Annotated in this window: 6 protein-coding genes; all 6 read right to left on the bottom strand. The window is 74.8% G+C overall.

Going from position 1 to position 15407, the window contains the following annotated elements; all coding sequences use genetic code 11:
• Positions 1–10: 10 nt before the first annotated feature.
• Positions 11–1318 carry an NAD(P)/FAD-dependent oxidoreductase gene (locus AC3EVP_RS26600; protein WP_435133948.1) on the bottom strand — a complete coding sequence of 436 codons (1308 nt, stop codon included), beginning with the start codon at positions 1316–1318 and terminating at the stop codon, positions 11–13.
• An 11-nt stretch (positions 1319–1329) separates the two neighbouring features.
• Entirely contained in the window at positions 1330–2217 is an 888-nt protein-coding gene (locus AC3EVP_RS26595) for a 4'-phosphopantetheinyl transferase family protein (protein WP_435133945.1), read from the bottom strand.
• Positions 2218–2279: 62 nt separating this feature from the next.
• Positions 2280–4073, bottom strand: coding sequence for an acyl-CoA dehydrogenase family protein (locus AC3EVP_RS26590; protein ID WP_435133943.1), 1794 nt, complete (start codon positions 4071–4073; stop codon positions 2280–2282).
• A complete protein-coding gene (locus AC3EVP_RS26585) occupies positions 4073–5779 on the bottom strand; it encodes an acyl-CoA dehydrogenase family protein (RefSeq protein ID WP_435133940.1) in 1707 nt (568 codons plus the stop codon). The genes AC3EVP_RS26590 and AC3EVP_RS26585 overlap by 1 nt, the downstream gene beginning before the upstream one ends.
• A 5-nt stretch (positions 5780–5784) precedes the next feature.
• Complete coding sequence (locus AC3EVP_RS26580; RefSeq protein ID WP_435134021.1) at positions 5785–7413, bottom strand: PfaD family polyunsaturated fatty acid/polyketide biosynthesis protein; 1629 nt, start codon at positions 7411–7413, stop codon at positions 5785–5787.
• A gap of 117 nt (positions 7414–7530) precedes the next feature.
• Complete coding sequence (locus AC3EVP_RS26575) at positions 7531–15324, bottom strand: beta-ketoacyl synthase N-terminal-like domain-containing protein (protein WP_435133937.1); 7794 nt, start codon at positions 15322–15324, stop codon at positions 7531–7533.
• Between the last annotated feature and the right edge of the window lie 83 nt (positions 15325–15407).

Below are 15407 nucleotides of genomic sequence, written 5' to 3'. Positions count from 1 at the left end.
GCCTTTCGCGTCAGTGGCCGGGGAGTTCGCGCAGGAGCTGGGCGGCGGCCTCCATGCCGGAGGAGAAGGCCGCCTCGTGCGAGCCGATCTGGTCCCAATGCAGCTGCTTGGAGTGGAAGTAGGACCCGCAGAGCTTCACCCGGGTGCCCTCGTTGACCTGGTAGATGTCCTTCTGGAGCTCCCGCACGCGGACGTCGATGATCGGGTGCGTGTACGGGAACTCGGCGATCACCCGCTGCGGGTCGATCGTGCCGGGGTAGTCCAGGGTGACGAAGTAGTCCTGCTCGGCGGTGAAGCCGTGCAGCTTGTTCATGTAGTAGGCGACGTAGGTGCCGGCGGTGCCGTTGACGGAGACCTTGCCGTAGTTCCACGCCTCCCAGCGCTCGCGGGTGCCGGGCATCACCGAGGCGTCGGTGTGCAGCACCACCCGGGACCGGTTGTAGTGGATCGGGCCGAGGACGGCCCGCTGCCGCTCGGTGGGGTTCTCCAGCAGCGCCAGCGACTCGTCGGCGTGGGCGGCCAGCACCGCGTAGTCGAAGGTCTCGCTGCCGCGGGCGGTGGTCACGGTGACCCCGTCGGCGTCCTGGCGCACCCCGGTGGCCGGCTCGGCGATCCGCAGCTCCGGGCCGATGGCGGCGATCGCCTTGCGGACGTAGGAGATCGAACCGCCGCCGACGGTGCGCCAGTCCACCCGCTGCCCGCCGAGCCCGCCCTCGTCGTGGCCGAGGAAGAACGCGATGACCGTGGCCGCCGGCATCTGCCAGATCAGCTCGGCCGGCACCGACCAGACCGCGGAGCACAGCAGGATCACGTACGAGTGGCGGAACTCCGCGCTGTAGCCGCCGCGGTCGAGGTACTCGCCCAGCGGGATGTCGGCGCGCCCCCGCACGAAGTCCTTGCGGCCCTCGGTGTGGAAGCGGCGGGCCTCGCGCCAGATGGTGAGGAACCGCGGGTGCGTCTGGCCGTAGTGCGCCCGCACCTCCTCCTCGCTCCAGGCCAGTTCGGTGGTGCCGTACTCCAGGCCGCTGTCGAGGTCGAAGAAGTTGAAGCCGCCCAGGTGCTGGACCGGCTCCACCCCCAACTCCTCGAAGAAACGGTAGATGTTGGGGTAGGCCGGGCGGTTGAAGACGACGAACGCGGTGTCGATGCCGAGGACCTTGCCGTTCTCCTCGACCTCCACGGTGTTGGCGTGGCCGCCGAGGCGGTTCTCCCGCTCGAAGAGCGTGATCCGGGCGCGGTCGCGCAGGTGGTAGGCGGCGGAGATCCCTGCGGCACCGGCACCGACGATCGCAACGCGTGGGGCGGGGTTCAGCGGCATGACGGTTTCCTTCACAGTCCGGCGGGGAGGTCGAGGAGATCGGTGCAGTGCGGGGCGTCTGGGCGCCCGTCGGCTGCGGCCACGGCCAGGACGTGGTCCGGGCCGGGGTGGAGCAGGTCGAAGCGCCAGCGGTCGCGCTCCCCCGGGGCCAGCTCGGGGTCGTCGACGGTGACACGGTCGTCGGGGGCTGCGGACGGGTACGGGTACGGGTACGGCTGCGGGCGGCGGGCGTACGGCTGCGGGTTCGCATACGGGCGCGGGTTCGCATACGGGCGCGGGCGCGGGCCGGTGAAGGTGAAGCCGGACAGCGGCCGGGTCAGGCCGGTGCCCAGCGCCTTGAGGTAGGCCTCCTTGAGCACCCACAGTTCGCTGAAGCGGGCCCGCCGCTCCGCCTCCGTCAGGGCGGCCAGTTCGGCCTGTTCGGGGGCGGCGAAGCGGCGGGCGAGGTGGGCGACCGCCTCCGGGGAGGCGGGGGCGCGCTCGACGTCCACCCCACAGGCGCCGCCCCGGGTGACCACGCACGCGATGAGGCCGTCGGTGTGGGCGAGGTTGAACCGTATGCCGTCCGCGGCCGGTTGGGGCTCGGGGCGGCCGAACGGCCCGTGGCGGAACCGCCACTGCTCGGGCGGCAGTCCGGTGGCGGCGCTGAGCGCGTGGCGCGAGAGCAGCCGCGCGCCCAGGTAGCGGCGCCGGGCGCCCTCGGTGGGCAGCCGGGCGTGCCGGGCCCGCTCGTCGGCGGTGAGCAGCCGCAGCCCGCCGGTCTCGGCGGCGAACCGCGGCACGGCGTGCTCGGGCAGCAGCCACAGCCGCGGTGCCGCCGGGTCGTCCGCCAACCGGGTTGCGGAGGACGGCTGTTCCGCGCGGTACGGGCGGGTCGGGTCGGTCGTGCGGTGCGTCACGGGGGCCTCCTCCTCACGTCGGTCGCCGCGGCAGGCGGCGTGCGTACGGGTCCTGGTGCGGCTCAGCTGCGGGCCGCGGACAGGTCGGCGGTGCGCTCGGCGAGCGGGAACTGCCAGTGCGAGAAGAGCCGGTTCTCGCGGTGCATCAGCCGCATCACCCGCATCACCTCGTCGGTGTCCGACGCGTCCGTGACCGCCTCGTGCGGCCGCAACCTCCTTCGTAGCCGCTCCAGTTGGAGCAGCAGCAGAGCGGCGTTGGGCAACGGGTCGTCGAGCGCGCCGTGCGAGTGCACGAAGGTGAGCACGCACGCGGCCGCGGCGTGCACCAGGCAGTACTCCTTGACCAGGTCGAACAGCTCCGCGGACTGCGCGTACTCCCGGCCGAGCGCGGCCCGCAGCGCGGCGGTGCGCTCGGCGATCGAGCCGGCGTGGCCGAGGAGTTCGGCGGCGGTGTCGGCCGCGCGCGCCAGCCGGTCCCGCTCCTCCTCCTTGGCCTGCTCGGCCAGGGCGCGCAGCCGCCGTACACCGTCCGGCGCGGCCAGCACCGCGTCGTCCATGCCGCGCGCGTGCAGCTCCTGCTCCCAGGGCCGGTAGGGCGGCATCGCGCGGTCGATGCCGTAGAGGACCGCGGCGCGTTCGGCGGCGGCCGCCCGGGTCTCCTCCCCCGCGCCCGTCGCCGAGGCGAGCAGCGCCTCCAGCTGGCTGCCGAGGTTGCGCAGGTTCACCACGGTGTTGCCGTCGGCGAAGTTCGCCACCAGCAGGTCGCGCAGCATCTTCTGGTAGACGCCGTAGTGCGGGTGGCCGCGCAGGAAGAAGCGGGCGCCGAGCACCACGCTCAGCTGCGACATGGTCTGCTCCAGGGCCGTGGGCACGAAGTACTTCGCCACCGACGACCAGACGCTGACCTGCTGCGGCACCACCTGGAGCGCGCGGACCGCGCCCAGGCTCACCGCGTCGCACACCATCAGGTCGGCGAAGACCTCGGCCAGCTGGCGGCGGCTGTAGGGGATGTCGCTGACCGCCTTGCCGAGGATGACCCGCCACTCGGTGAAGTCCAGGGTCAGCCGCAGCCCGGTGTCCACCGCGGACAGGGCGATGCTGCTGATCTGGGCGCGGGCGGTCTGGGTGGCCTTGATCGCGATCTCCAGGCCCTGGCCCTCGGCGCCGATCCGCGCGTCGTCGGGCACGAAGACCCCGTCCACCTCGATGCCGCTGATGTCCATCGCCCGCAGCCCGTGCAGCCGTTCGCGCGGCAGCTCCACCACCGAGCCGACCGGCGTGCTCCGCTTCTCCAGTACGAAGATCGAGAAGCCGCCGGGGCCGCCGCGCGCGCCGGTGCGGGCGAACACGCACATGCCGTCGGAGCGGGTGGCGTTGCCGATCAGCCACTTGCCGCCGGTCAGCAGGTAGCCGCCGGGCACCTTCTCGGCGGTCATCTCGTTGGCGAGCAGGTCGCTGCCGTGTCCGCGTTCGGACAGGCCCCACGACAGCCGCAGCCCGCGCTTGACGTCGTCCACGACGCGCTGCTTCTGCTCCTGGCTGCCGCCGATCCACACCGGCATGAAGCTGAGGTTGGTGATGATCAGCGCGGTGGCGGTGGTCGGGTCGCGGCGGGCGATCAGCCGGACGAGGTTGAACTCGGCCTCCACGTCGCCCGCGCGGCCGCCCTGTTCGCCGGGCAGGGCGTACTCCGGCACGCCCCAGCCGCGCAGGTCGCCGACGAACTCGTGCGGGTACTCCTCGCGTTCGTCCAGTTCCATGATCCGGGTGAAGGGCATCCGGGCGGCGGGGTCGTGCGGGTCGCCGAGGTGCGCTTCGAGCCGTGCCGCCAGGGCGGTCAGGTCGGCCTTGGGCATCAGGACTCCTCGCGGTGGGCGGCCAGGCGTACGGGCAGGGCGGTGAAGAGCCGGTCGCCGTCGCGCAGGGCGGCCACGGCGTCGAGTGCGGGCAGCAGCGCGGCGGCGCGGCGGCGGGGGTCGGCGCCGTCGGCGCGGGCGAGCAGGTAGGCCAGCGCGGCGCCGAGCCAGCCGGTGGCGCCGGGCGCGGTGCCGTACAGCGCGGTGTGCCGGTTGGCCGACCACAGGTGGAGGCAGGCCGCGGCGGCGTGCAGCCAGGCGTAGCGCTCGGCGAGGTCGACCAGCGCGTTGGGGTCGGCGCCGGGGCGCCGGGCCTGGCCGGCGAGGGCGCGGAGTTCGTCCACCGCTCCGGCCAACTGCTCGGCGAGCGCCGCGACTTCGCGGTCCTCGGGGCCGTCGCCGAGCGCGTCGGTGAGCACCTGCGCCGCTTGCGGCAGCGCGGCGAGCACCGGGTCCAGGCCGCGGGTGAACAGGTCGAGCCGGGCGGGCTCGTACGGGGGCAGGCCCGCGTCGAGCGCGAAGACCGCGCGCACCGCGTCCGGCTCCGCCGCCCCCCGCTCCTTGATGAGGGTGGGCAACTGGCCCGCGTACGAGCGGAGGTTGGCGAGCGCGCTGGCGTCGATCACCCGGACCACCGCCGAGTCGCGCTGGAGCTTCTGGAAGAGCCCGTCGCGCAGCACCGACCGGGTGGCGAGCACCGACCCGCAGCGGCGGATCAGGTCGTCGGCGGCCTCGGCCACCACGTGCTTGGCGGCCAGCCCCCACACGCTGAACGCCTCCGGCACCACGTGCACCCCGCGCGCCGCCGCCAGCGCGACCGCGTCCGCGGCGAGCAGCGCGGCCGAGGCGACGGCCAGTTCACGGCGGGAGTGCGGCGCCCGGTCGAGCGTGGTGCGGCCGACCCGGCGGGCGGCGGCGAAGTCCAGGCTCAGCCGCAGCGCGGTGTCGGCGCAGCCCAGGCTGCCGGCCATGCTCATCAGCCGCACCGCCTGCTGGGCCTTGACCGCCATCTCCAGCGCCTCGCCCCGCTTTCCGACCAGGGCCTCGCCGGGTACGGGCAGGCCGTGGAAGCGCAGGTAGGCGAAGTCGATGCCGCGCATGCCGCCGGTACGGGGGGCGGGGTCCCGGGCCAGCTGCCCGGCCGGGGCGCCGGCCAGGTAGAGCAGCACCGCGGTGAAGGCGCCCGGGCCGCGCTCCCCGGTGCGGGCGACCACGTAGACCGCCTCGCAGCGCAGCCCGAGGCCGACCATCCACTTCTCGCCGTACAGCAGGCCGTCCGGGGTGAGCCGGACCTCGTTGGCGAGCAGGTCGCTGCCGTGGCCGGCCTCGGTCATCGCGAAGGCGACGGCGCCGCCGCGGCGCAGGATCTGCGCGGCCCGGTCCTGCTGCGCGGCGCTGCCGTGCAGTTGCAGGCAGGTCGCGGCGATGATGCTGAACATGGTGCCGGGCATCACGTTGACGTCCCGGCGGGCCGCGGCCCGTACCAGGGTCAGGCTGCGGTCGAAGGACTCGAAGGTGCCGCCCCAGGCGCGCGGCAGGTAGTTGAGGTGGAAGCCGGCCGAGCGCAGCGCGTCGCACAGCGCGTCGGGGAAGGCGTCGTGCTCGTCGCGGTCCACGGCGGCCGCGAAACCGTACGGGTTGGCCGGGTCGGCGGGGTCGCCGAGGAGGAGTTCGAGCGCCTCGGGGGTCAGGGGCCTGGTCGCCACCGTCGTCATCGGGTGCCTGCCGGGGAGGAGCCGAGGACGGGGGCGTCCAGCGGGACCGGGCGGTAGTCGGCGGCGGACGGCGGGATGCTCACCCCGGCGGTGCGCAGGTGCGCCAGCCGGGTGTGGAAGGCGGCGCCACGCATCAGGTGGTGGGCGACGTCGGTGACCCGCCGGTTGCCGGGGGTCTTCAGATAGCTGCCGGTGGTCCAGTCGTTGAAGCTGCCCATGGCCGGGCCGGTCCAGATCTGGTAGTCCGTCACGCGGTCCGGCTCGCCGGTGACCGCCCAGCGCGAGGCCATGCCGAGGTACCAGCGGAAGACCAGCGCCATCTTGCGCTTGGGGCTGCCCGCGGCGCGGGTGAGCTGCTCGGGGTCGCGCCGCTCGAAGTAGCCGACGCAGTCGTTCCAGACGTCCTCCAGCGGGCGGCGGAAGACCTGCTGCTCCAGCTTGGCGCGCTCGGCGGCAGGCAGGTCCTCCAGGCCGTCGTGCGCCTGGTAGAGCTGGTAGAGGCGGCGGGCCCGCATCGGGAAGAGCGTGCCCTTCTTCAGCACCTGGAGTTCGACGCCCATCTCGAACATGTCGGCGGCCGGCGCCATCTCGCAGTCGGCGATGTCCGCCTCGGCGAGCATCGCCTTGGCCGCCGGGGACGCCCCGGACTCCAGGCACGACTGGTTGACCGAGCCGGTCACCACATAGGCGGCGCCCATCGCGAAGGCCGCGGCGACCGCGGCCGGGGTGCCGATGCCGCCCGCCGCGCCGACCCGCACCGGCGCCGCGTAGCGGTGCTCGTGCTGGACCGCGTCGCGCAGCCGCACGATCGTCGGGAGCAGGGCGGGCAGCGGGCGGCGGTCGGTGTGGCCGCCGGAGTCGGCCTCCACGGTGATGTCGTCGGCGAGCGGCACATGGTGGGCGAGGGCGGCCTGCTCCGGTGTGGCCAGGCCCTGTTCCACCAGGGTGCTGACCAGCGCGGCCGGCGCCGGGCGCATGAACCGCTCGGCGGTCTCCGGCCGGGACACCTTGGCGATCAGCCGGTTCTCCGCGACGACCCGGCCGCCCTCGCCGCGGCGCAGCCCGGCCAGCCGGTAGCGCACCACGTGCGGGGTCAGGCCCATGAACGCCGACGCCTCGACGCAGCGCACCTGGTGCCGCAGGAACAGCTCCACCGCCTCCCGCTCCAGCCGGTCCTCGCTGGGGCTGTGGATGAGGTTGACGGCGTACGGCAGGCCGGGGATCTCGGCGGCGAACCGGGTCAGCGCCCGGGCGATGGCCTCCGGGAGCAGTCCGGCGGCGCCGAAGGAGGCGAGGAAGCCCTCCCGGGCCAGCGCGACGACCATGTCGGCGGAGGCGATGCCGCCAGCCATCGCCCCGGCCAGGTACGGCTGCCGGACGCCGTGCGCGGTCAGGAACGCGGCCGAGCCGAGCCGGTGCGGCGGCAGCGGCGGGACGGAGGCGAGCAGCGGCAGCCCGGCGCCGCCGGCGCTCGCCGCGCCGCCGGAGACCGCGCCGATGCCGTCGGCGGTGAGGACGATGCTGCACTGCTCGTCGAGGTCGGCCAGGGCCTGGTAGATCCCGGCCGAGTCGGTGCTCGGGTGCCGCTCGCCGTGCCAGCGGAGCGGGATGTCTCGGTGGTCCATGGGGGTGCGGTGCTCCATGGGGGGTCGGTTCTCCATCGGGGAGGCTCCAGGGGCTGTGCGGGCGGGTCCGGTCGGGGGCGGGGCGGGGCCGGTACGGCGATCGGTCCGGTGGGACGGTCAGGCGCCGGGGCGGACCTCGATGGCCACGTCGGCGAGTTCGTAGATCCGCAGGCCCGGCTTCCACAGGTCCGCGTCCGCGATCACCAGCAGCCGGTCCGCCTCGCGGCGCACCTCCTTGATGTGCGCGTCGAACTGCATCTCGCCGTCGTCGCGCAGGATCTGGCCGCGGTACTTCCAGGACGTCTCCACGCCCTCGGCCATCGCGAAGCGCGGCCGCTCGATGCCCTCGGCGAGGCCGGTCTCGATGACGAACAGCCGCAGCGCCTGGAGCACCGCCTCCACGCCGAGCGAGCCGGGCATCACCGGGTCGCGGTGGAAGTGGCAGTCGAAGTACCACTCGTCGGGCCGCACCTGGCGGTAGCCGTGCACGTAGCCGGCGCCGTGGCGGCCGCCGTCGGCGACCAGCTCGACCCGGTCCACCAGCGCGAAGTTGCCGCCGGGCAGGTGGAGTTCGCCGCCGGCGGGGTCGGTGAAGGCGGGTGCGCCGTCGGGCAGGGCGATCCGGCGGACCCGCTCCTCGGGGACCTGCTCCTGCTCGATCCACGGCGGCACGAAGCGGCCGTTGTCCAGGCCGGCCTGGTTGGCCAGCGCGGCGGCGCTGAAGTAGCCGAAGAGCGACTCGCCGGTGTAGAACACCTCGCCGTCGGCGGACAGTTCGTAGCTGAAGTTCTGGAGCACCGCGCCGGACACCGCGCTGGTCATCAGCAGCGTGGAGGTGTGCCGGATGGTCCGGCCGCGCAGGTCGATGTCCTTGACGAGGGTGGCGCGGCCGTCCAGGTTGCGGATCGCGTACTGCTCCTGCGGCTTGCCGAGGGTGGCGCCGAGGTAGTAGCCGAGGAAGATCGCCGCCTGGAGCGAGGACTCCATGTAGACGAAGTTCGGCATGTACGGCGAGGAGTTCTGCCGGTAGTACCAGGCGTCGGCGGGCGAGTCGTACTCGCAGACCATCACCGAGCCGGGGCTCAGGTCGCCGCGGGTGCCCTCCAGCGACATCACCCGGTCGACGAACTGGAAGGCCCCGTTGGGGATGTACGGCGCCCGGCTGGTGCGGTAGATGTCGAACTCCGGGCCCATCGCGACGCCGAGGTCGCCCTTGGCGGCGTGCGCGAGGTGCATCTCGTTGATCATCGCCGGCTCGCCGGCGCGGTTGGTGCGGCCGAGGAACGCCGGGAAGCCGCCGACCTCCGGGCGGTAGGGGGTGCCCTCCTTCTCGCGGACCTGGAGGCCGAGGTTGCGCATCCGGATCACCGGCTTGTCGCCGAGGTACACCAGGATGTCGGCGACCACCGAGGCGCGCGGCAGCAGCGTCAGCTCCATCACCTCGACCTCGTAGCGGATCTCGCGGTGCTCGGGGGTGATCTGGCCGCGCACCTGCACGTCGATCCGCAGGTCGGTCATGGTCTGGAAGCGGGCGTCGGGCAGGGTGAGGTGCATGCCCTGGTGCAGCAGGTAGATCTGGAGCAGTTGGACGGCGCCCTCGGCCACCAGCGAGCCGGCCAGCACCGGGTCGTCCGGGAAGTGGCAGGCGAAGTACCAGGCGTCCGGCTGGAGTTGCTTGGTCGCCACCAGCTTGCCCAGGCCGCGCGGGCCGCCGGTGCGGTCGACGCGTACGTCGTCGACCATCCGGAGCCGCTCGTCGGGCAGCCGCAGCGCCGGGTTGACGCCCGGGGCCTGGGCGTGGTGCGGGCCGAAGACGTCGCCGGGGCGGCCCTGGGCGAGCAACTCCAGGTCGGCGGCGGTCAGATGGTTCTTCTCGGTGTACGCCAGCGGCTTGAAGTAGCCCGGGGTCAGGGCCGCGCGGGCGGCCTTCTCCTTCTCGGTGATCACCACGCCGAGCGGGGTCTGGAGCTCCTGGCGGCTGAAGAACCCGGCGCAGGCGTCCTTGAGTTCGAGGATCAGCTCGCCGTCGGCGTAGCAGGAGTAGCTGAAGAAGAAGATGGTGGTGTCGCCCTGGTGGACGAAGCGGTCGATGGAGATGTCGTAGCGCAGCGTCTGGCCGGTGCGGGGCAGCCCGCCGCGGAAGATCAGCGAGCTGTCGAGCAGGCGGTAGACGCGCTCGCCCTTGTTCCGGAAGTCGATGCCGAGGTAGCTGACGAGCAGCAGGTCGCACTGCCCGGCCTCGACGGTGACGGCCGGCGGCACCCCGCCGTCCACCGCGTACCAGGCGTCCTGCGGCACGTCGTACTCGGTGGTGATGGTGGCGGGTTCGAAGACGCCCGTAGTGCCCTTCAGGGCGGTGACGCGGGTGACGAAGTGGTACGGCTGCGCGGGCAGCCGCACGCGCTTGGCGTACGTGTCGACGACCGCGAACTCCGGGCCGAAGACCTTGGCGACGGAGCCGGTGGCGAACTCCAGGAGGTCCGCTTCGTCCCAGATCACGCCCGTGCGGGCGGGTGCGGGTTCAGGGGTGGGCGCGGGCGCGGGCCCGCCGGCGGCGGGGAGGGAGGGGCGGACCGGGGCCGGGTCCACCGCCTGCGGTGCGGAGTGCGGAGGCAGCGCGGGGCGGGCCGGGGCAGCCGGGTCGAGCAGCGCCTCGGCGCGGTCCAACGTCGCGGACTGGAGCACCCGTTGGGTCTCCATGACCACCGTGTGGGTGGCGAGCATCTGCGCGCGCAGCTCGCGGATCAGGCCTGCGGCGGGCGTCGGCGCGGAATCGGCGGCGGTCGGCACCGGCGCCGGAGCGTGTGCCGGGGGCGCCTCCACGGCGGGGGCGTACGGCGCCGGCTCGGCCGGTCCCGCGGGCGCCCACGGCAGGAAGCTGATCGGTTCGCCGTCGAAGGCGATGACCTCCGGGTCGGCGAGGGTCGGGTCGGCAGGCATCAGCGCGGGCTCCTCCGGAGGTTCGGACAGGACGGGAACAGTGGGCGGCAGCGCCCCGGCAGCAGATTCGGCGGGCGCGGTCGGCGCCCCAGCGGTTCCGGCCGCCGCGGAAGGCCCCGCCGTATCGGCGGGCGCGGCTGTCTCGGCTCCCGACACGCCAGGCGCACCCGGCACCCCGGAGGTGCGCCGGGCCGCAGCGGCAACGCCCGGCAACGGACCGGCCTGACCAGCCGCCTCGGCAGGCACAGCCGGTGCGCCGGTCACGCCGGAGGTTGCATCGGCAGGTCCTGCCGACCCACCGACCACGCCGGAAGCCGTGTCCGCTCCCAACGCACCCGACGCCCCGGCAACGCCCGGCAGCGCCCCGGCCGATCCGGCCGCCGCGCCAGACGCGGCCGACACTGCGGGGCCGGCCGGTGCGCCGATCACGCCAGAGGCGGTGCCGGCTGCCGACGCGCCAGGCGCACCCGACGCCCCGGCAACGTGCCGCGCCGCAGCGGCAGTACCCGGCAACGGACCGGCCGATCCGGCCGTGGCGGCCGCGGCGGCCGGCAGCGAAGCGGCGGGGCCCGTCGGTGCGCCGGCGGCTTGCCGCGCCGGTGGCGGGGCAGCGGCGGGCACCGGCACCGCGGTGAGACCCCGGGCCGGTGCGGCAGGCGCGGCCTCCAGGGTCGCCGCGGCGGCGTGGGCGACGCGGGCGGGGATCGGGGGGCCGCCGCCGACCCGGAAGCGGGCGGCGGCCGCGCGGCGTTCGGCGCCGCGGGAGGGGCCGGGGGCCGGGCCGAGCAGTGCCGTCAGGTCGACCGGGAGGCCGTGGCCGACCAGCCGCGCGACCATCTGCGCGAGGGACTTCGCGGCGGGCACCCCGCGCCGGTCGATGGACGCGGCGACGTGGGGCGCGTCGCCGAGCGTGTCGCGCACCCAGCGCGAGCAGGTCGCGCTGGGGCCGACCTCGAGGAAGTAGCGGAAGCCGCGGTCGTAGGCGGTGCGCACCAGCCGCGGGAAGTCGATCGTCGAGCGCAGGGTGTGGGCGATCCGCCGCGAGATCCGGGTGCGGTCGAGATCGGCGATCGCCGCGTAGTCGTAGGCGCTGAACAGCTCCAGGTCGCCGATGGAGCCGGTGGGGTAGTCGTTGAGCCCGGCGAGGCCGTCGAGTTCGGCGTCCACCACCGGGTTGTGCATGACCACGTTGACCGGGGAGCGTGCCGCGGGGCAGCCCAACTCGGCGATGAGCGCGGCGCACTGGGCCGGTGCGCCGGCGATCACCAGCTCGCCGGGGGTGTTGACGTGGGTGAGGTGCACCCGGTCGTAGCGGGCGAGTGCCTCGCGTACCGGCGGCTCGGCGGACAGCAGCACATGGGTGGACCAGACGTCCTTGTCCGGGGTGCTGCCGGGCAGTTGCCACGCCTCGCGGACGGTGCGGCGCGGGCCGCAGAGCCGGTCGCGGAAGATCGGGGTGCCGCTGATCAGGTCGTCGCGGCGGCCGGCCGGCTGCCAGCCGCCGGTGGCGAAGAGCATGCTGGATTCGCCGAGGCTGTAGCCGAACCCGCCGTGGGCGGTGACGCCCAGCACGTCGCGGACCAGCTCGGTGTAGAGGATGGCGAAGCTGGTGCCGGTGGCGAGCATGAACGGGATGTCCTCGCCGAGCCGGGTCTCCAGTTCCATCAGGTCGCGGCGTTGCGGGGCGGCCTGGGTGCGCGGGTAGAGCTGTTCGGCGCGGAGGAGCCGGGCGGGTTCGTCGGCCTGCTCCTCGAACCGGTCGAGCAGCCCGGGGAAGGCGCGGAAGAGGTCGCGGCCGAGGCCGGGGTAGGTGTTGAAGGCGCCCGGGTAGACCAGTGCGACCTTTCCGTCCGGGCCGATCGGCCGGGGGGTGCAGAAGGACCCGGCGGGGGTCGCCCACTCGTCCCCGCGGGCGAGCGTGCCGGGCAGGTCGCCTGCGGCGAGGCGGAGTTGGGCGAGCAGTTCGGCGGTGTCCCGGCCGACGAGCACCGCCCGCAGTCGCCTGTCGGGCAGTTCGGCCGCGGCGGCGCGCGCCAGTTCGTACGGCTCCGCGCCGCCGGCCAGCAGGTCGCGGTGGTGCGCGACGGCGGCGACCAGCGCGTCCGGGGTGGCGGCGCCGAGCGGCAGCAGCAGCGGGCCGCCGGCGCGCTGCCAGTCGGTGGCGGTGACGGCGCCGCGGGTGGCGTCCGCGGACAGTACGAGGTGGCCGTGGGTGCCGCCGGCGCCGATCAGGTCGATGGCGGCGTGGCGGCGGGCGCCCTTGGCGGGGCGCAGCCAGGGCCGGGAGTCGGCGGGGACGTGGAGCGCGGAGGCGGCGAAGTCGGCGGCCAGGTCGTCGGCGGGGCGCTGCCAGCCGCTGGTGCCGGGCAGGTAGCCGTGGTGCAGGCACAGCGCGGTGCGGATCAGCGCGGCCATCGTGGCGGCGCACCCGGCGTCGCCGATCTGCGCCTTGGCGCTGCCGAGCGCGACGCTGCCGGAGCCCGCGGGGTAGACCCGGGCCAGCGCGGCGAGTTCGGCCCGGTCCTGGGCGGCGGTGCCGCCCGCGTGGGCCTCGACGTAGCCGATGTCGCCGGGGGTGATCCCGGCCGCGGCCAGGGCGGCGGTGGCCGCGGCGGCGAGCGGTGCGGAGTCGGCCTCGGGCAGCACGCCGTCGACCGGCGCCGCGTGGCGTACGGCGACGGCGTCCAGGCGGGCGTAGACCGTGCCGGTGCCCTCGCCGGGCCGGGTGACGACGACGGCGCCCGCGCCCTCGCCGATCCGGCGGCCGCGGGCACCCTCGCCGAAGGTCAGTCCGGCGGTCCGGACGGCGTCGGGGCGCAGCAGCAGGTTCTCCGCGGAGCCGGCCAGGTCGACCGCGCCGACCAGCACCGCCTCGATGCCGGGGTCGAGCAGCAGCAGCCGGGCGATCTCCAGTGCCTCCGCGGTGCCGGAGCCGTCGGCGGAGACGGTGAACGACGGGCCGGTGAGGTTCCACAGCGACGAGATCCGGCTGGCCATCACGTTGCCGATGTAGCTGAGGACTTCGTTGGCGACGATCGGGTCGACCACCGCGTCCCGGCCGGCCGCGGTGAGCGCGGCCCGCTGCTCGTCGGTCAGTTCGACGCCGGCGCGTGCGAACTGCTCGCGCAGGAAGCCGCCGAGGCTGTAGCGGGTGAGCCGGGCGTGGGTGTAGGGCTCGATCTCCATGGCCACCACGACGGCGATCCGCCGCGGGTGCGGGGCGCGGCGGCCGGCGGGGACCTCGCGGCTGAACCCGGCGTCGTGCAGGGCCTCGTCGGCGACCTTGGTGGCCAGCGCGTGCTGGAGGTTGTACGTGCGCAGGTCGGCCGGGGGGATCTTGTGGTCCATCGGGTCGATGCCGACGCCGTCCACGAACGCGCCGTGCGGCAGGTCCTGCGGGCCGATGCCGGCGATCTGCTCCAGCGAGCCGCCGACGGTCTGCTCCAGGCCGCGCCAGCGCCGCTCGGGCAGCGGGACCAGCGCGTCGGCGCCGGTGTGCACGGCGCGTTCGAAGGCGTCCACGCTGTCGAACGCGCCGAAGTGGGCGCCGAGTCCGACCACGTCGAGCGCGGGCAGCGCCACAGGGTCGTGGTCGCCGGCCGCACCGGGCCCGTCGGCCGCGACCGGCTCGGAGAGCAGCACGTGGGCGTTGGTGCCGCCGAAGCCGAACGCGGAGACGGCCGCCCGGCGCGGGCCGTCGCCCCGCGGCCAGGGGCGGCCGCTCCTGACCAGCACGCCGTCGCCGACCGCGCCGTCCTTGGAGGTGACCGGCCGTTCGACGCCGATGGTCGGCGGGATGTGCCCGCCGGCCATGGCGAGGATCACCTTGAGCATGCTGCTCAGCCCGGCGACGGTCAGCAGGTGGCCGATGTTGCCCTTGACCGAGCCGATCAGCGGCACCTTGCCGTGCGCGCCGAAGAACGCGGCCACCGACTCGGCCTCGGTGGCGTCGCCGATCGGGGTGCCGGTGGCGTGGCACTCCAGGTAGTCGATGGCGGCCGGGTCGACTCCCGAACCGCGGTAGGCCAGTTCGTACGCGTCGAGTTGGCCCTCGCCCCGCGGGACCAGCAGGTGCCGGCCGGCGCCGTCGTTGGACAGGCCGATGCCGTCGACGACGGCGTAGATCCGGTCGCCGTCGCGCAGCGCGTCGGCGAGCCGCCGCACCGCGACCATCCCGGCGCCCTGGCCGGTGAGGATGCCGCCGGACCGGTCGTCGAAGGGCTGGCTGAAGCCGTCGGACGGGTAGGCGCGCAGGTCGGAGAAGGACAGGTGGATGAGGGTCGGGTCGGGGGCGCAGACCCCGCCGGCCAGCACCAGGTCGGCCTGGCCGGCCGCCAGGTGGTCGCAGGCGAGCTTCAGCGCGTACAGCGCGGAGGAGCAGGCCGCGTCCAGCGCGTAGCGGGGCCCGCCCAGGCCGAGCGCGGTCGCGGCCAGCCCGGCCGGGGAGCCGCTGACCCGCAGGTCCGCCGCGTTCAGTCCGGCCGGGTCGACCAGGGCGCGCCGCCCCAGCCCTGCGAGTTCGGGCCGCCCGCTGGCGCGCAGGCCCTCCAGCACCGCTTCCTGGGCCAGCGGCACGCTGACCCGGGCGGAGGAGGGCGTGGGGAAGGAGTAGGCGCCGAGGATCAGCCCGGTGCGCTCGAGCGTCGCGGACCGGTCGGCGTGGCCGCTGTCGCGCAGCGCCTCGCGGGCGACGTGCAGCGACCAGTGGAAGAGCCGGTCGAGGCCGGAGAGGTGGCCGGGGTCGAGGAGGTAGCCGGTGGGGTCGAATTCGAAGCCGCTGACGAAGCCGCCCCGACGGCAGTAGATGCCGTGCTGCGGGTCGGCGTCCCCGGCCGCGGGAGCGGGCCCGAAGACCGGTTCGCCCCCGTCCGTGCGGCTGTCCGTACCGGAGTCGAGGTTCTGCCAGAACTGCTCGGGGGTCTCCGCTCCCGGCAGCAGGCAGGAGAGGCCGACGATGGCGTACGTGCTCATCGGAGCTGGGTGTCCCTTCTGGGGTCGGTCGGTCCGGCCGGCAGGCGTGATCGGGGCGCCGGCCGGACCGACCGGGTCAGGCA

The organism is Actinacidiphila sp. bgisy144 (genome assembly GCF_057708105.1).
This window is presented reverse-complemented; position numbering and strand designations above follow the sequence as displayed.